The organism is Chitinophaga sp. (assembly GCF_017745275.1).
Lineage (GTDB): Bacteria > Bacteroidota > Bacteroidia > Chitinophagales > Chitinophagaceae > Chitinophaga.
In genome coordinates this window covers 584,148-602,738 of the sequence record NZ_JAGHZS010000003.1, presented here as the reverse complement: position 1 = coordinate 602,738, position 18,591 = coordinate 584,148, and the positions used below count along the sequence as shown (strand labels likewise).

The window sequence follows — 18,591 nt, the reverse complement described above, 5'->3', positions numbered from 1 at the left end:
GCTATCACCATGCATTACATTACTCCAGTGTTATGTATGTATTGCACAATAACACCCTCGTCTGCCGTCACAACTATTCATGGTAGCTGCAAAAATGGCTTTATCCTGGTTATGTGCTTAGTTATTATGGATAATATCTATATATTTGAGCAAAGATATCCTTGAAGATAGCTCACCCTATATCTGAGCTGCCGCAAAGGCCAATAAATCCCTATCGCCCGTACAATTTTAACAGTAACATGATTAAAACCCTTATTCTGACCCTTGCCGGATTACTGGCTTCTTTATTCAGTATTGGACAACAAGTTTACCAGATCCGCGCCGACAGTGTTCGCATCTACAACGTTTGTGATACCGCAGAACTTATCCTGGAAAACAGGACACAAGGCGTATCCGGCTTCCTCTATAACAAAGGCCGTGGACGCACCGAATTCCGGAAAATAAGATTGGAAAAAATCGGCAACAGCCAGATTGCCATCTCCGGGCAGGATACCCTGGATTTAGGCACATTACCCGGATTAAGTGGTGTGGATACTATATATCGCTCAGGCGATAATATCGTTTACAGAAAATATGGGCAACTGTATAACATTGCCGTCCCAACAGGTACTTCTTCCAACTATATTCAAAATCAATCAGCAGGCCCACAGGCTAACAGTGCGTTCTGGATTAATAATGCCGGCATTATGCGAAGCCTGAAAACCGCCAGTAATATAGGTGATGGGCACTGGGACCTCTATTCAGGCACCACACCAGCAAATACAAACATCAGATGGACCATGCTGCTGACTAAAGCAGAAGGAGGTAGCAACACTGGCGCCGATTTCTCTATTCAAAGATATGCTGATAACAATGGTGGCGCTATGAGCATTCCGCTGCTGATTAACAGAAACACCGGTATCGTAAATCTGAATAATGGTTTGAGAGCAGCCAACAGCTCTGGTATAACCGGTAGTGGTGCAGCAGGTAGCAATTATTCATGGCTCGGTTTTTACGACAATAACAACACGAACCGGAGTGGCTATGTTGGAAAAGGTAGCGCCACTACTACGGATATTCATTTAACCAGTGATAGTGGTAATGTAATATTGATTCCTAAAGGGATTGGTGTTATAGGTCAACTGATCGTTTCTCCTATTGTAGCGAATTATACCGGCGGACAAATTTCGTTGGGCAACACAACTTCCAACAATATTTTCTTCGGAAAAAATGGTGTCAATCCACCTACATTTACCTCCCGTAGTATAGGTACTAAAATCGTGTTGTTTGATAGTCTGAGTAGCACATCAACAGACTACGCAATTGGCGTGGAAAACAATCATATCTGGCAGGCAATTCCAGCGGCCAACGCTGTTACAGGCTTTAAATGGTATGCAGGCACCACACTGCTTTCCAGGCTTGATGGTACAGGTGTACAGGAATGGACCAATATGGGACGATTTAAAGGCTATAATGCCGGAGGGACCGGCATGGCTGCTGAAGCATACTTCGGCGGCGGAATGGCTTATTTCAATGGATTTGATCGCACCAATAATATTTACACACCAGTTGCATTACAAGGTGGCAACACTGGTACTGGCAGGGTATTTATTATTGATGGCACCGGCTACAAATTTCCCATGCTTGCCGGAGCAGGGATATTGGGAACAGATGCCAGTGGGTATCTGACAGATAAATCTGCCGCCTTTGCACCTGCAACAGGTGCTACCGGCTATATACAAAATCAGGTTACAGCTATGCAGCCTGCGGGTAACTTCTGGATTTCAGGTGCTGGCGTAGCTAATACATTGGCGGGCCTGAATTCCACTGTAGCAGCCACACCTGGCTCTCAAAGCATCAGGCTTTACAATGGCGATTTTACTACCGGCAAATTAAGATGGTCCATAGGACTTATGAATACAGAAACAGGCAGTAATCTAACCGGGTCAGATTTAATTTTATTCCGGTACACGGATGCCGGCGCACTCCAGGGCACTGCCATGATAATGAACAGAAATACCGGTCTTATCACTATGCCTTACGGATTCAGAACAGGCAATGCTTCCGGAGTTACAGGCACCGGGGCAGGCAATAGCAACTCTTCCTGGTTTGGCTTCTTTGAAAATAACGGCAGCACAAGAAGTGGTTATGTAGGTAAAGGCAGTACTTTAAACCCTGATATACACCTGGTAAGCGACAGTGGCAATGTGGTGTTGATACCCAAGGGTGTAGCTTCAACGGGGACGCTGATTTTATCCCCCACTTCATTGAATTATTCAGGTGGCCAGATTCTGCTAAATGAACCAACCGGAAACAATATTGCCTTCAGCAATGGTGGCGTAAATCCACCATCATTTACAACACGCAGCAGTGGCGCTAAAATAGTGCTCTATGGTGGTATGAATTCCGCCTCAACAGACTTTGCTATGGGGATTGAGCTGAATCATATCTGGCAGGCAGTACCAACGTCTATCACGGGATTAGGATTCAAATGGTATGGCGGCACTACCCAAATTGCCAGGTTAGGCGCAACAGGTAACCAGGAATGGGCCGGCGCCGGACGGTTCCAGGGTGCACCTTCACCTACCTCTGATGGTACAGGAAGTGCTATTGAATTAGGGTATGTAAGTGGTACCGGTGTGGTACAATCTATTAATAAAACAGGTAATTTATACATGCCTACACGCATTATTGGTGGTTCCGGCGCCGCATCTCCTGCTTTTAAAACTTTCCTGGTTGACAATGCCGGTTATAGAATAGATCTGCCCAATGCCGGCATACTCGGCACAGACGCCAGCGGATACCTGGTAGACAAAGCAGCTAATTTCGCAGCCGTAACGCATACGCATACACTCACTTTAACCGGTGCTGTTACAGGTACCGGCACTATAACAGGAAGCATTGCCACCACACTCGCTGCCGTTGATGCCGCAAAAATAACTACCGGAACAATAGCACCTGCAAGATTGGGTACGGGTACCGCCAGCAACACTACCTTCCTGAGAGGCGATGGTACATGGCAGACAGTTTCCACTACTACACCTACTCTGCAAAGTGTTACTACGGCAGGAGCAACCACCAATGTAGCTATTAGTTCTACTAACATCATTACTTCCACAGGATTTTATCAGTCTTCTTTGAGATCCTTAAAACAAAATATTAATGACTATACCGGCAATGCGACCGATATCATTAATCACTTTAAAATAAGAGAGTTCGAGTATAAAAATAATCCAGGAAAAAAAGTAGTTGGTATTATCGCGGATGATGAGGCTGAAATTATCTCCGGAAAAAATCACGATCGCTTCGATATGATGAATGCCATGGGCTTACTCCTCAAAAGCGTACAGGAACTCCATCAGCAAAATGAAAAAATAAAGCAAACGAGCGACCAGTTGCAAACAGAGAATGATCAACTGAAAAAACAATTGCAATCGCTGATGGAAAGAATGGAAAAATTAGAAAAACAATCGTCCAAATAGTAGTAGCCATGAAAAATATACTGGTCTTTTTTGGATGCTTTTGTTACAGCTTTTATTCACTGGCACAAAGTTTTGTACCTACGCATAACTATATTAAACAGAAAGTAACAGAAGGATATTTTACAACAAAAGCATCTGTGGTATGGCCCTCCGATGATAAGTGTATCAACAAACAGGAAGCCCTTGGCTATCTGAATCTTGACCCGTCGTATTTACCTACAGATGAACGGTCGCCCTGGTTTTCAGAACTGGTGCCCTGCCAGAATTCAGCAGTGCTAACTGCCATGCCTGCACAAAATGTCTATTCCGCCTGTGGAACATATATTTTGGGAACCGGTTATCCTGTGGATATTGAACATTTTTGTAATCGTTCCCGTATTACCGGTAATCCCTTCTGGGATGCAAATCCAACAGAACAAAGCCTTTGCGGGTTTAATTGCGCATCTGCTATGCCATTAGCAAAAGCCGGTACGGATACAACGCACAGGGATACCACACTAAAAAACCTGCGGACTTCCGGTTTACTGGCAACCACTTATGGCGGTCCCATGAACAGGGCTGGCGTTTGGGCAAATGTGCCCACGATGCAATGGGTAACCTTCTCCGTAAAGAGAACCCTGACCAGGAGCGGGACCTATTATATCGGAGTAGCTGCCGATAACCAGTTTAAGGTAAGTATCGACGGAGTAGAAATAGCCAAATATACTTCCAGTAACCAGGGGGCCTTTGAATTTTGGTTTATACTCCCGGTTACCATGACAGCCGGCACGCATGTCATTACCCTTTCAGCTAAGGATGACAGCAGTCCTGCTGGCGTAGCGGCAGAAATGTATGACAATACCGAAGCGGAAATAAGGGCGGCAACCAGTTATAGTATGTTAAATCTTGTGTTCAGTACCAAAGACATGATAGGTACTACCACCTATATGTGTTATTGATAACTACATTGCTGTCCTGACGATGTGGGTGGCTGGCTTCCCGGCTAAGCCGCCCCATGCTTCAACAAAAAAAATTTCCACGTAAAGAGAGGCCGTGGACAGCACAGCAGAATGCTCCAACCGCTTATCCTGAAATTTAACCGCCCTAATACTGCATTAGCATTTCATTTAAAATGTAAAACAAGACATTGGCATCGTAAATTAAATTTTTCCCAAAAAATGGGCAGAATCCATACAAAAAGATGGAAATATGCAAATACTTTTTATAAATTTAAAGGTTTAATTGCCGTTTTTTAACTTTTATTTAGACAAAACATCCACGTTTATGGCAAATGTAATACAGCCACAAAAACTGTTCGTAGCCAGCTGCATGGCGCTGCTGGTGACATCGTTGTCCTTTGGTATCCGCGCCGGAATTCTGGGCGGACTTGGTGTTGAATTCCATCTGGATAATCAACAACTGAGCATTATTACCAGTACTGCTTTCTGGGGTTTTCCACTGGCTGTGGTAATAGGCGGTTTTATAGTAGATGTAATAGGCATGAAACGATTGCTCCTTGCAGCTTTCGTTCTGCACCTGCTGGGTATTGTACTGACAATATTTGCCAGCGGATTCTGGTCCCTGTTTATATCCACTTTGTTTATAGGAATGGCCAACGGTACCGTAGAAGCGGCCTGCAACCCGCTGGTGGCCACCATTTTCCCGGATAACAAAACCACTAAACTCAATCACTTTCACCTGTGGTTCCCCGGCGGTATCGTTATAGGTACCCTGCTGGTATTCCTGCTTTCCAAATTGGGCCTTAGCTGGCAACTGCAGGTAGCTACCATGATCATCCCTACCCTCATCTATGGTTACCTGTTCCTGAAACTCGACTTCCCTGTTACTGAAAGGGTTGCCTCCGGGGTTTCTTCTGCCCAGATGTACAGATCTATTTTTAGTCCCCTGTTCGGCGTAATGTTTATCCTCATGTTTGGTACTGCCATCACTGAGTTGTTCACCGGCCAATGGATAAATGTACTGTTAAGTAACGTTACACAAAATGCAATCCTCATCCTGGCCTTAACTGCTGGAGTGCAAACATTGGGTAGAGGTGTAGCAGGTGCGGTAGTACATAAAATATCTCCTACCGGTGTATTACTGTTTTCAGCCATCTTCTCTGCACTGGGCTTGTATTTATTATCCCACGTGTCTGGCAATATGGTATTTGTGGCAGCATTCATTTTTGGTCTTGGTGTTACCTATTTCTGGCCCACTATGCTGGGATTTGTATCAGAAAACATTCCTCAATCCGGCGCTTTGGGTATGAACCTGATGGGCGGAGCCGGTATGTTTGCGGTATCCCTGTATATGATCTTTATGGGTGGTTTTTATGATCGTATCATTTTAAAACAACTTCCAGCCGGCGCTTCGCTGGATGCTTACAGCCACGCGGCACCTGGCTCTGCTGAAGCTACTGCTTTCGCCCAGGCCAATGCTGTTGCCGGTCCTGAAATCCTCAATGCTACGCTGATCATCCCGATTATGCTGATTGTTGCTTTCACCGGTCTGTTCTTTTATATGCGTAACCGCAAAAAAACAGATGTACCTGTTAAACATGTTGAAATAGTATAACTAATAAAAGATAATTGTATATATGACACGGAAACTTAGAATGGGAATGATAGGAGGCGGTAAAGATGCCTTCATTGGAGCGATTCATCGTATTGCTGCCAACATGGATGGACTGATTGAACTGGTGGCAGGCGCCCTCAGTATCAATAACGACATCGCCGTAGAATCAGGTAAAATGCTGTTCCTCGATCCGGAGCGTACGTACCTCGATTTCAAAACCATGTTGGAAAAAGAAGCGAAAATGCCGGCAGATAAACGCCTGGACTTTGTAACTATCGTTACACCGAACTTCGCCCACTTTGAACCAGCTATGATGGCGCTCGATCTCGGTTTCAACGTAGTAATAGAAAAGCCTATCACCTTCTCACTCGATGAAGCCAAACAATTAGATGCTAAAGTAAAAGCAACCGGCTTAACCCTGTTGCTCACACATACCTACACCGGCTACCCGATGGTAAAGCAAGCCAAACAAATGGTAAAAGACGGTGCATTGGGTAAAATCCGTAAAGTATGGGTAGAGTATCCACAAGGCTGGCTGAGCAAACTCAGTGAAAGAGAAGGCAACGCCCAGGCAGCGTGGAGAACAGATCCTAAAAAATCAGGTAAAAGCGGTTGTATGGGCGATATTGGTACCCATGCGGCTAACCTGGCAGAATATATTACCGGCGCACAGATTGAAAAATTATGTGCCGACCTGAACATCATGGTACCTGGCCGTGCACTGGACGATGATGGCGCCGTATTACTCCGCTTCGACAATGGCGCTGCCGGTGTGCTGATGGCGTCACAGGTTGCTGCCGGTGAAGAAAATGCGCTGAAAATCCGCGTATATGGAGAAAAAGGTGGCCTCGAATGGGCACAACACGAACCTAATACACTATTGGTAAAATGGCTGGATAAACCAACTGAAATCTACCGCGCAGGTGGTGGCTATTCTTTCCAATCCAGCTACATGACCCACAATACCCGCACTCCGGGCGGCCATCCGGAAGGATACCTGGAAGCATTCGGTAACCTGTATCGCAACTTCGCACAAACTTTAGGAGCGAAAATAGACGGCGTTACCCCATCTCCGGAATCCCTGGACTTCCCGGGTACTGCAGAAGGCATACGTGGTATGGCTTTCATCGACAACGTAGTACGTTCTTCCCAGAGCGATGCGAAATGGACAAACTTCGAGATATAGTATTCATAACCAGAACAAGCGTATGAAAACGATCAAAGGACCCGGCATTTTTCTGGCGCAATTCATGGGAGATGAAGCGCCTTTCAATAACCTGAAAACCATCTGCGAATGGGCTGCTTCCATCGGTTTTAAAGGCGTGCAGATCCCTTCCTGGGACAGCCGCCTGATAGACCTGCAAAAGGCAGCGGAAAGCAAAACCTACGCAGATGAAATCAAAGGCATCGTGAATGCAGCAGGACTGGAAATCACAGAACTGAGCAGCCACCTGCAAGGACAGCTGGTAGCAGTAAATCCTGCCTTCACCGAAATGTTCGACGGATTTGCCCCTGCACAATATCATAACAACCTGGCCGCCCGTACTGAATGGGCAGTGAACCAACTGAAATACGCAGCGAAAGCCAGCCGCAACCTGGGACTCAATGCCCATGCTACTTTCAGTGGTGCTTTGTTATGGGCGCCTGCCATGTATCCATGGCCACAACGTCCGGCAGGACTGGTAGAAACCGGCTTCGCCGAACTGGCGAAACGCTGGCTGCCTATCCTCAATGAATTTGATGCCAACGGAGTAGATGTATGTTATGAAATCCATCCGGGAGAAGACCTGCACGATGGTATTACTTTCGAACGCTTCCTGGAAGCTACCGGTAATCATAGCCGCGCCAACCTCTTATACGATCCAAGCCACCTGTTACTGCAATGCCTCGACTACCTCGAGTACATTGATATCTACCACGAAAGAATCAAAGCATTCCACGTAAAAGACGCGGAATTCAACGCTACCGGACGCTCCGGCGTTTATGGCGGATACCAGTCGTGGATCAATCGCCCGGGCCGTTTCCGCTCTCTTGGCGATGGACAGGTTGACTTTAAATCCATCTTCAGTAAAATGGCTCAATATGACTTTGCCGGTTGGGCAGTAATGGAGTGGGAATGTTGTATCAAACATCCGGAAGACGGCGCCAGAGAAGGAGCTCCGTTTATCAAGGATCATATTATCCGGGTAACGGAAAAAGCATTTGATGACTTTGCCGGTGCTGGCACGGATGATGCTTTTAATAAAAGAATACTCGGTATTTAAATTTGAAATATATCCATCGATCGTTTACGTAAACAATAACCAAATAAAAAAATCAACAATGAGAAAGAGATATCTGGCGCCGCTGGTACTAAGTGTTTTATTCTTTGCAGCATGCGGAGGAGGTGAAAAAAAACAAGAGAACGCTGACAGCGCAAGCACTCACGAAAGCGCAGCAGCAGATAATTCCATGGTATCACCTAATGCCAACAAACCTGTTAGCAAAGGTGAAACCCTGATGGCAGAAAGCGATTGCAAAACCTGTCACAAAGAAGAAATGAAAGTAGTAGGACCTGCACTGAAAGATATTGCAGCCAAATATCCTAACACACCGGAAAATGTGGATAAACTGGCAGACAAAGTAATCAAAGGCGGTTCAGGCAACTGGGGAGAAGTAGCCATGTTACCTCACCCACAGGTATCCAAAGAAGATGCTAAAGAAATGGTAAGCTATATCTTATCATTAGCTCCGGCCAAATAATTGCTATCCTAACAAAAAACACAATCATCCGGCATGAAAAAATTAATCATCGGAGCCTTCGCGGCAGGCGCACTACTGGGCACCTCCGCGGTGAAAGCCCAACAATTAAATACCTTATCGGCTAAAGAAAAGAAGCAGGGATGGGTATTGCTGTTCGATGGTACTTCTACCAAAGGCTGGCATACTTACCTGCAATCTACTGCAAGCCCGGCATGGAGCGTAACAGATGGCGCTATCGGCCTGAATCAGGCAGCTAAACAAAATGGCGCTCCTGGTGGTGACCTCGTTACCGATGCAGAATATGAAAATTATGAGCTGACGTACGAATGGAAAATTTCTCCGGGTGGTAACAGTGGCCTGATCTTCAGCGTACACGAAGATCCTGCTTTAGGCCAGACCTACCTGTCGGGGCCCGAAATGCAGGTACTCGATGATGCCGGACATCCGGATGGCAAAAATCCCAAACACAATGCAGGAGAATTATACGATCTCATAAAAGCCTCCAGCAGACCGGCTAAGCCAGTAGGTGAATGGAATTCCGCCAAATTATACAAGAAAAACGGCCACCTGATCCTCTGGCTCAATGGTGTGAAAACAGCTGAAACTACCATGGGTACCCCTGAATGGGATGCACTGATAGCTAAAAGCAAATTCCACGATTGGAAAGACTTCGGCAAATATGCCAAAGGACATATCGCTTTACAGGATCATGGTAACGATGTATGGTATCGTAACATCAAATTAAAAGTTCTTTAACATAAGCGGAAAGCTAAAAGCATAAAGCAAAAAGCTATTGTAGCGAATGATCTAAGCGAATATTTATCCTGCGCTTTATTCATTCGCTACAATAGCTTTTTGCTTTATGCTTTCAGCTTTCTGCCATTATTCATTTCTATTCCCACGTAAAACAATGAAAGCATTAACCGCGTTTATTGCACTCCTGATCCTCGCCGGCACTTTTTCTGTGCAGGCAAAAGATAAGCACAAACACAAGACTAAAAGAGTACTCGTGTTTTCTAAAACAATGGGCTTCCGCCACGATTGCATCCCCGCTGCCAAACTAGCGATCATGCAACTCGGTAAAGAAAATGGCTTCGACGTAGATACTACCGAAGATGCCAGCGCATTTACCGCCGACAACCTGAAAAAATACGCCGCCGTTATTTTCAGTTGCACCACCGGCGATGTACTCGATGATGCACAACAGGTAGCCTTCCAGAACTACATCCACAAAGGCGGCGCCTGGATGGGTATTCACGCGGCTACTGACACGGAATACGACTGGCCATGGTACAACAAACTGGCCGGCGCCTGGTTCCTCAGTCACCCTCACCAGCAGCAGGCTACGCTGAAAGTAGTAGACCACAATCACCCCGCTACCAAAGACCTGCCGGACGAATGGATCCGCAAAGATGAATGGTACAATTTCAAAGACCTGAATCCCGATGTACACGTGCTCATCAAAATTGATGAAAGCAGCTACACCGGCGGTAAAAACGGCGACAACCACCCTATGTGCTGGTATCATAGCTTCGAGGGAGGACGCGCCTTCTATACTGAAATGGGCCACGTAAAAGAAGCCTACCAGGACCCTGTTTACCTGAAACATTTACTCGGAGGCATTCAATACGCCATCGGCAACTGGTCTCCCAAAAAATAATCTGCTATACCATGAAACATACTATAAAACTTATTTTGCTGCTGGCCCTCGTAGTAGGCATGGCGGCGTGTAAAAAGTCGCGTCCGGGTAAACCGAAAGTACTCGTGTTTACCAAAACCTCCGGCTTTCACCACAGCTCTATTCCTGCCGGCATCGCCGCCGTACAAAAACTTGGCGCCGAAAACGGATTTGAAGTAGATACCACCACCGATGCCGGAAAATTCAATGAAGATACCCTGCAAACTTACTCTGCAGTCATCTTCCTGAATACTACCGGCGATGTACTCAACAACTACCAGGAAGCCGACTTTGAAAGATATATCCAGGCCGGCGGTGGATACGTTGGTGTACACGCAGCCGCAGACACAGAATACGAATGGGGTTGGTACAATCACCTCGCCGGCGCATGGTTCCAAAGCCATCCTCCGGGCGTTCACAAAGCCATCGTAGACGTGATCGTAAAATCATTCCCTGCTACTGAAGGCCTTCCTGAAAAATGGGAACATACTGACGAATGGTACAATTACAAAAACGTAGATACCACTACCACCGTGCTGTTAAAGCTGGATGAAAAATCCTACGAAGGAGGTATCATGGGCGCTAATCACCCCATCAGCTGGTACCACGATTATGACGGTGGCCGTGCATTCTACACCGGCCTCGGTCACACGGAAGAATCTTACACTGATAGCTTATTCCTGAAACATCTCGCAGGCGGTATTAAATATGCCATCGGTAAAAACCAGGTACTGGACTACAGCCTGGCTAAAACCCTGCGCGTACCGGAAGAAGATCGCTTCACCAAAAATGTATTGGTATCCGGCGAATTCTTCGAACCAACGGAAATGGCTATACTCCCTAACCTCGACATCCTCGTGGCTCAACGCCGCGGAGAACTGATGCTCTACAATGCAGCAGAGAAGAAACTGTCGCAGGTAGGTTTCCTCAAAGTATATCACCATACTGATGTACCTAAAGTGAATGCAGAAGAAGGATTCCTTGGCCTGGCCGCTGACCCCGACTTCAAAAACAATCACTTCATCTATGCCATGTATTCACCCGTAGATACGTCTGTGAACCGTTTGTCCCGTTTCAAATTTGAAAACAACAAACTGGACATGGCATCTGAAAAAGTAATTCTCCAGTTCTACTCCCAACGCGATATCTGCTGCCATACCGGTGGTTCAATTGCTTTCGGACCAGGTGGATTACTGTATTTGTCTACCGGTGATAACACTACTCCATTTGATGAACCCGGTCAGAAATATGTAAGTAAAGGTTATGGCCCCAGCGATGATCGCCCGGGTCACCTGCAATACGATGACCTCCGTGGATCTGCCAACACCAACGACCTGCGTGGAAAAATCCTGCGCATCAAAGTGGAAGCAAATGGTTCTTACACCATTCCTGATGGTAACCTGTTCCCGAAAGGCACTAAAGGTACCCGTCCTGAAATTTATGCTATGGGTACCCGTAATCCTTACCGGATGTCGGTAGACCAGAAAACAGGTTGGGTATATTGGGGAGAAGTAGGCCCTGATGCCAACAACGACGACTCGCTCCGCGGACCACGGGGATACGATGAGATCAACCAGGCGAAGAAACCGGGCAACTACGGTTACCCGATGTTCATTGCCAACAACAAACCTTATCGTAAATACAATTACGAAACCGGTGAAAGCGGTCCTTACTACGATCCGAAAAAACCAATGAACGAGTCACGTAACAATACGGGTCTGAAAGAACTGCCCCCGGCAACTTCTGCCTTCATCTGGTATCCTTATGGTAAATCAGATGAGTTCCCGATTGTAGGTAGTGGTGGCCGTAATGCGGAAGCAGGCCCTGTTTACCACAGTGAGTTCTATCCGAAAGAAACCCGTTTCCCGGATTATTTCAATGATAAACTGTTTATCTACGATTGGATCCGTGGCTGGATTATGGCCGTTACACTGGATAAAAACGGCGACTTCTCCAAAATGGAGCGCTTCATGCCGCATACCAAGCTGAATGCTCCTATCGACATGGAAATGGGACCAGACGGCAGATTGTATGTGCTGGAATATGGTAATGGATGGTTCAGCAAAAATGCCGATGCAGGCCTCTCCCGGATCGATTTCAACGGTGGTAACCGTGCACCGGTGGCAGACATCCACGCCGAGCGTTTAACCGGCGGATTGCCCTTTAAAGTGAAATTGAGCGCAACAGGTTCTGTAGATCCGGATGGTGATAAAATCACTTATCTCTGGAACTTCGGTAATGGTAGCAAAAAAGAAACCACTGAACCTACTGTTGAATACACCTACACTACCGCCGGCGAATTCCAGGTATATGTAGAAGTAGCAGACGACAAAGGTGCTAAAACAAAGAGCAGGTCCCTTGATGTTTACGCAGGTAACGAAACACCTGATGTAAAAATCACCCTCACCGGCAACCAGATGTTCTACTTCCCTGGTAAACCCGTACAATACACGGTAAATATCAGCGACAAGGAAGATGGCAACTCTGCTGATGGAAAACTCGACGCCAACAACATCTTTGTAAAAGCAGATTATATCCAGGGACGTGATAAAGCAGCGGCGCCACAAGGCCACCAGATTGTTACCGGCGCTATTGCAGGTAAAAATATCATGGAAGTATCCGACTGTAAAACCTGTCACAAACCGGATGAAAAATCTATCGGTCCTTCCTTCAAACAAATAACTGAAAAGTATAAGGATGATCCTTCCGCCGCAGAAAAGCTGGCTAAAAAGATCATCAGTGGCGGTGGTGGCGTATGGGGAGAAACAGCTATGTCTGCCCACCCTGGTATTTCTTTGGGAGAAGCTAAGCAACTGGTGGAATACATTTACTCCATTGGAGGCAACGCGCCAAAAGTAAGCTCCCTGCCTGTTTCCGGTACTATTAATCCTACAATGGGTGGTGAAGTTAAAGATAACGGCGTACTATACCTGCTCGCCAGCTACACCGATAAAGGTGGTCCCGGCATCAAACCAATCACCGGTACCGCACAAACAGAGCTGATCAGCCCTGTATTACCGGCGGCTGACTACAGCAAAGCCGACGGCGTATCTACCTTTGCAGTGGGTGGTATGAAATTCCTCATTCCCTCCAACACAGAAGGCTGGGTAGTTTACAATAAACTGGACCTTACAGATGTGAAAGGTATTGAACTTGCCTACATGGTACAGGAAACACCGCAACAGGGTTATGTGGTGGAAGCCTTCGTGGATGATGCCAATGGCACCCGTTTGGGAGAAGTCACCATCGGACCTGGCGCACAGCCTAAAACTGCCAACAACGTACATTTCAACTTTGCACCGGTAACAGATGGTAAAAAACACAACCTGTATTTCCGTTTCAAAGCAACAGATGCTACACAGAAAGTACAGTTGGGAATATTATCATTTACGTTGCATCCGTAATGGAAAGCTGAAAGCATAAAGCGTAAAGCAAAAAGCTATTGAGGCGAATGACCAAAGCGAAAAAATAATCATCGCTAAGGTCATTCGCCTCAATAGCTTTTTGCTTTACGCTTTATGCTTTCAGCTTAATTCGCATCCCACCATACGCGGTCATTCAGTGTTACCTTTTGATCAGGTTGTGGATTGGTCAGCGGTTCACTGGCCGGGTAAGGCCATCTGCGGGGAATGCTGTTCACCACTTCATCTTTGTAAGGCTTCAACACCGGGAAGCCGGTACGTCTCCAGTCATTGTATACTTCAGGAGATAGAAAATTCGCAATATACTTCTCTGTAATAATCTGTTCCAGGGCATTGGCAGTAGTTAACGCTGGTCTGGAGGCGATATAGGTTTGCTGTGCTTCCGGAGAAATACCCAGCATAGTCATATGCTGTGCAATGGCACTCCGGTATATTGGTGCGGCAGCAGCAGCGCCCTGTTTAATGAAAGTAGCTTCTGCTTTTATAAATAATGCTTCGCTGTAAGTAGCCAGGTAGAGGCTCGCAGCAGCACCCGCATAAAATTCGTTCACATGGGAAAAAGACTCCAGGTCCGGTGCCGGTGCATCACCTACTCTTCTTCCTGCATAAACGCTATCTTTACTTTTGGCAGCAATAACGGACAGGCGGGGATCTTTTCTCGATACCAGGGAATCAATAAATGACTGTGCCATTACCACGCCACCGGCTGCATCCTGGGTATTTACATACCATGGGCTTTCTGCCTGGCCACCGCCGGTATAAGCTACAGCAGCATTATCTTTATTGTCGCTAAATCCATTTGCGAGGGCCGCCAGCGCTTTATCTGCCTGTTCACCAGGAGTATGGCCCGGCGCCTTGCTCAAACGCATCGCATAGCGCGCTTTAAGCATATACACCAGTTTCTTCCATTGGTCCATTTTACCACCGTAAATGTAGTCTTCCGTACCTGGTACGGCTGGTCCTGCAGGCTGCGCTATATAGTATAACGCACTGTCCAGGGTTTGATCAATGGTAGCGTAAATCTCCTCTTGTTTGTCGTATGGCGTTTGCTTTACGGTTGTCACTTTAAACCCTTTTGAAAAAGGGATATTGCCCCAAAGGTCTGTAGTGATCGCCAGGTTGTACGCTATCAGGACTTTCCCGATAGCTACATACCTGTTGTTATGCCGGCTTCTTGCTACATCAATCATCGTATTCAGGTTGTTGAAAACATGCGGATACAACGCCCAACTCCAGGTATTTTCTACGTCCGGAGGAGTAACGTTGTAAGATTCTACGCTGGGGGTAGACTGGTTCAGCGACAATTGTTGCATCCAATACGATGATATGATCCCACAATATCCACCTACTACCCAGGTACTTGTAGTAACTTCCACCGGACCCAGCATCATCGATTCCTGTACACTGGGTGGATTATTAGGATCATCATTAATATCCAGGAATTTTTTACAGCCAGTACCCAGCAAAACGCTACCGGCTACCAGGTATATCATCAGTTTATTTTTCATGTTGTTTCTTTTGTTGTTGTTTAAAATGTAACCTTTACACCAGCAATAATGCCCCTGTTAGACGGCACAGAGAAGTTGGAAAACCCTTCACCATTGCCGCTTCCATACAAACCAACTTCAGGATCTGACCCGGAGTATTTTTTATGCAGGATAAAATTGGTACCAGTGAGGGTAACAGTAGCTGACTTGAAGAAGGAGTTTTTCAACAGGCTGGTACCGAGGTTGTAACCCAGCGTTACCTGCCGCAATTTCAGATAGGATCCATCTTCCACACTGTTTTCACTTACCGCAGAATAATAAGTCTTGTAATAAGTTTCATCCAACACTATTTCTTTGGTATTAGGCGCCCCTGTTTTCTGGTTTACACCAGGCAATACTACCTTAGTGCCTCTGTTCTCTGTGCCTTTAGCAGTACCGTAATAATAGAGAGAAGAGTTATCCAGGTTAATCACGTCACCACCATGCTTGGCGGCCAGTACAAAGGAGAAACTAAATCCTTTGTAAGTCAGGTTACTGGTAAGTCCTCCCAGCCATTTAGCGGTGGCATTACCAATAGGACCAAAGTCGTGTCCCACAATAGGATAACCATTATCCGTCAGTACCAATTCATGCTTGTCGTTACGTACGAAACTATTTCCATAAATAACATTGTATGGCTGATTAGCATATGCAAAAACACCCAACCCCGTAAACCCGGCCAACTGGATGTAATTCACACCATCAGACAGGTTTAGTACCTTGTTATCTATTTTCGTATAGTTGATACCAATAGTCCAGTTCAGGTCTTTAGTTTTCACCGGTGTGAAGCCCAGGGACACTTCAATTCCCTTGTTCTGCATGGCGCCGGCATTCAGCGATGCTGCATTGTAACCGGTAGCGGCAGATAATGGGGATCCTGGCGTAATCAAATCACTACTGCGCCTGTCGAACCAGGAAACCTCCAGTGAACCCCTGTTTTTAAGGAACCTGGCTTCAAATCCTACTTCAAATTCTTTCAGGGTTTCATTCTTTAACGGGAAATTATAGGTAGTACTCAGCGTATATCCGTTCGCACCATGGAAAGGGAAATATACATTACTGATGCTATTACCACCGGCAGCCTGGTACCAGTTGTTACTCAGTGAATAAGGCTGTACGTTATCGTTACCTACTACAGAATAAGAAAGCCGTACTTTACCGAAATTCAGAATAGGATCATCCTGCATATGTAACGCTTCTGTAAAAACAAAACCTGCACTGACAGAGCCATAGGGATAAAACTGTTTATCCTTCGACAATACAGAGCTTCCATCGTAACGACCCGTAAGTGCCAGGGTCAGCATGTGTTTATACTCCGCATTGGCCTGACCATAAAACCCTACCTTCCGGGTTCTGTAATAACCATAAGTAGAGGTTACTTTATCCGCATTAGTAATGTTATAGAACTTCTCCACTGATAAGCCCACCCCTTGTACAAAGTTGTTATCATTGTAATTACTGAGAATATTATTTCCCAGGAGCACACTGGTATACCAGTCTTTTCCAAATTCCTTCCGCGCTTCTACCATCAAATCATTACTGAACTGCTGGTACCTGATATCCCGTTGATATACCTGGCCGATATCGGGCGTAGAACCATTATTTCCCCAACCTATAGCACCAGGCGCTTCATGGTAGTTAGTACCATTCACATACATATCTGCACCCGCTCTCTCCGTAATAGTAAGCCATGACTTTGGGCTATAGCTGAGTGATATTACCGGAATAATACGATTGTTCTTGTCCGCTAACCCGGTGTTATCTAACACCCAGTAAGGGTTATTACGGGAACCACGATATAAACGCTGGCTGCCGTCCGGGTTAGTAGATGGCAACGGATCCCATGAAATAGGTGCACCGTATATTGTCCAGAGTGGATTCACAAAGTTGTTACCTTCCAGGTAACGGTGGTTATTGGTTTGTATGTAATTGAACTGTGCAGATAACTGCAGGTTATCCATCAATTTCACACCATATCGGGTAAACAGGGAGTGCCTGGAATAATCTGTATTAGGGATAGTACCGATGGTTTTCAGATAAGAGTACGATACGATGTAATTAGACTTGTCTGAATAACCACTTACGTTGATATTATTATCCGATGTATGTCCTGTTTGGAAGAACTCCTTCATGGGGTTGTGCTTCTGTACCGGCTTTCCATTTACTTTCAGCGTATCCATCAAAGGGCCCCAGGAAGAAGATCCATGTTTTCCGTTATTCCCATCTACGTACTCGCCTCCGGTTCCCTGCGCATATTTATCCTGGAATTCAGGTAAGATGGGTGTCTGGAACGAATAGCTACTGCTGAAAGATACCGTGGGTTTACCTTTTGCATTAGATCCCATTCCATTTTTGGTAGTAATAACGATGGCGCCCCTGGCAGCAGCAGAACCATAAATAGCAGTAGCCGCCGCACCTTTCAGTACAGTCATTGTTTCAATGATATTAGGGTCAATATCACTGCCCCTGTTGGAGGTACCACCATTGTATTCTGCCCTGTTAGGATTACCGGCTTCGCTGTTGTCCATGATCATACCGTCTATAACAAACAGGGGTTGGTTATTACCTACCAGCGATGTACTACCACGGATCACGATCCTGGCGGAACCGCCTGGCACGCCACTGGAGTTATTCACCTGTACACCGGCTACTTTTCCGGACAAGGCATTCACTACGTTGTCTTGTTTCGCCTCTGTCAGGGTAGCGCCTTTTACTTCCTGCACGCTATAGGTGAGCATCCTTTTATCGCGCTTAACACCTAAGCCGGTAACCACTACTTCAGTAATGTCTTTGGAATTGTCCACCAGGGAAATGGTAATGGGTGTTTTACTATTTGCTTTTACGGTGGCGGTAGTAAAACCGATCGCTGTTATCAATAGTACTTCGCCATCTTTTGCTTCAATTTTAAAAGAGCCATCCGCTGCGGCCGCCACGCCTGCATTGCGGCCCTGTACGTGAATGGAGGCGCCGGGAACAGGCGTACCTTCTTTAGTCAACACCTTCCCGGTGATCACCGGCGATTGGGCGTAGGCAAAAGCTACCGCGAACAGCAGCCATGCTGCCATTGCAATTGTTTTTTTCATAAGTGTTAAATTGTTGAGATTAAACCGCTACTGATGCTTACAAACGAAGCCCATACAGCATTGTAAGGAATGCAGAAAAACGATTGTTAAAAATGGTAAAGATTTTGTGTCTGATAATTTTTTTTC

11 protein-coding genes are annotated in these 18,591 nt (G+C 46.0%); 9 read left to right on the top strand and 2 right to left on the bottom strand.

The genetic code is table 11. From position 1 onward, the window contains the following. The first annotated feature begins 239 nt into the window (after positions 1-239). From J7623_RS11965 to J7623_RS11925, 9 genes are all read left to right on the top strand, one after another. The gene (locus J7623_RS11965; RefSeq protein ID WP_291920507.1) at positions 240-3,461 is read left to right on the top strand and encodes a tail fiber domain-containing protein; all 3,222 of its coding nucleotides are present in this window, start codon (positions 240-242) and stop codon (positions 3,459-3,461) included. An 8-nt stretch (positions 3,462-3,469) separates the two neighbouring features. Next, positions 3,470-4,399: a hypothetical protein gene (locus tag J7623_RS11960; RefSeq protein WP_291920505.1), complete on the top strand. Its 930-nt coding sequence runs from the start codon at positions 3,470-3,472 to the stop codon at positions 4,397-4,399. Positions 4,400-4,724: 325 nt separating this feature from the next. Next, on the top strand, positions 4,725-6,014 hold the full coding sequence (locus J7623_RS11955) for an MFS transporter (protein WP_291920503.1): 1,290 nt from the start codon (positions 4,725-4,727) through the stop codon (positions 6,012-6,014). Between the two features lie 22 nt (positions 6,015-6,036). After that, the gene (locus J7623_RS11950) at positions 6,037-7,200 is read left to right on the top strand and encodes a Gfo/Idh/MocA family oxidoreductase (protein ID WP_291920501.1); all 1,164 of its coding nucleotides are present in this window, start codon (positions 6,037-6,039) and stop codon (positions 7,198-7,200) included. A gap of 22 nt (positions 7,201-7,222) precedes the next feature. Beyond that, complete coding sequence (locus J7623_RS11945) at positions 7,223-8,278, top strand: sugar phosphate isomerase/epimerase (RefSeq protein WP_291920499.1); 1,056 nt, start codon at positions 7,223-7,225, stop codon at positions 8,276-8,278. Positions 8,279-8,336: 58 nt separating this feature from the next. After that, positions 8,337-8,756, top strand: coding sequence for a c-type cytochrome (locus tag J7623_RS11940; RefSeq protein ID WP_291920497.1), 420 nt, complete (start codon positions 8,337-8,339; stop codon positions 8,754-8,756). Between the two features lie 33 nt (positions 8,757-8,789). Further along, a complete protein-coding gene (locus J7623_RS11935; RefSeq protein WP_291920495.1) occupies positions 8,790-9,512 on the top strand; it encodes a DUF1080 domain-containing protein in 723 nt (240 codons plus the stop codon). Positions 9,513-9,666: 154 nt separating this feature from the next. Further along, the gene (locus J7623_RS11930) at positions 9,667-10,416 is read left to right on the top strand and encodes a ThuA domain-containing protein (RefSeq protein ID WP_291920493.1); all 750 of its coding nucleotides are present in this window, start codon (positions 9,667-9,669) and stop codon (positions 10,414-10,416) included. 11 nt (positions 10,417-10,427) lie between these two features. After that, complete coding sequence (locus J7623_RS11925; RefSeq protein ID WP_291920491.1) at positions 10,428-13,838, top strand: ThuA domain-containing protein; 3,411 nt, start codon at positions 10,428-10,430, stop codon at positions 13,836-13,838. Positions 13,839-13,963: 125 nt separating this feature from the next. Here J7623_RS11925 and J7623_RS11920 read toward each other — a convergent pair whose 3' ends face one another. Then, positions 13,964-15,364, bottom strand: a complete 1,401-nt coding sequence (locus J7623_RS11920) for a SusD/RagB family nutrient-binding outer membrane lipoprotein (protein WP_291920489.1) — start codon at positions 15,362-15,364, stop codon at positions 13,964-13,966. A 20-nt stretch (positions 15,365-15,384) separates the two neighbouring features. Continuing rightward, the gene (locus J7623_RS11915) at positions 15,385-18,465 is read right to left on the bottom strand and encodes a SusC/RagA family TonB-linked outer membrane protein (RefSeq protein WP_291920488.1); all 3,081 of its coding nucleotides are present in this window, start codon (positions 18,463-18,465) and stop codon (positions 15,385-15,387) included. Positions 18,466-18,591: the final 126 nt, after the last annotated feature.

Bases quoted from the DNA above. Each gene is read 5' to 3' on its own strand.
- J7623_RS11965 (WP_291920507.1), top strand. From the start codon at position 240: ATGATTAAAACCCTTATTCTGACCCTTGCCGGATTACTGGCTTCTTTA.
- J7623_RS11960 (WP_291920505.1), top strand. From the start codon at position 3,470: ATGAAAAATATACTGGTCTTTTTTGGATGCTTTTGTTACAGCTTTTAT.
- J7623_RS11955 (WP_291920503.1), top strand. From the start codon at position 4,725: ATGGCAAATGTAATACAGCCACAAAAACTGTTCGTAGCCAGCTGCATG.
- J7623_RS11950 (WP_291920501.1), top strand. From the start codon at position 6,037: ATGACACGGAAACTTAGAATGGGAATGATAGGAGGCGGTAAAGATGCC.
- J7623_RS11945 (WP_291920499.1), top strand. From the start codon at position 7,223: ATGAAAACGATCAAAGGACCCGGCATTTTTCTGGCGCAATTCATGGGA.
- J7623_RS11940 (WP_291920497.1), top strand. From the start codon at position 8,337: ATGAGAAAGAGATATCTGGCGCCGCTGGTACTAAGTGTTTTATTCTTT.
- J7623_RS11935 (WP_291920495.1), top strand. From the start codon at position 8,790: ATGAAAAAATTAATCATCGGAGCCTTCGCGGCAGGCGCACTACTGGGC.
- J7623_RS11930 (WP_291920493.1), top strand. From the start codon at position 9,667: ATGAAAGCATTAACCGCGTTTATTGCACTCCTGATCCTCGCCGGCACT.
- J7623_RS11925 (WP_291920491.1), top strand. From the start codon at position 10,428: ATGAAACATACTATAAAACTTATTTTGCTGCTGGCCCTCGTAGTAGGC.
- J7623_RS11920 (WP_291920489.1), bottom strand. From the start codon at position 15,364: ATGAAAAATAAACTGATGATATACCTGGTAGCCGGTAGCGTTTTGCTG.
- J7623_RS11915 (WP_291920488.1), bottom strand. From the start codon at position 18,465: ATGAAAAAAACAATTGCAATGGCAGCATGGCTGCTGTTCGCGGTAGCT.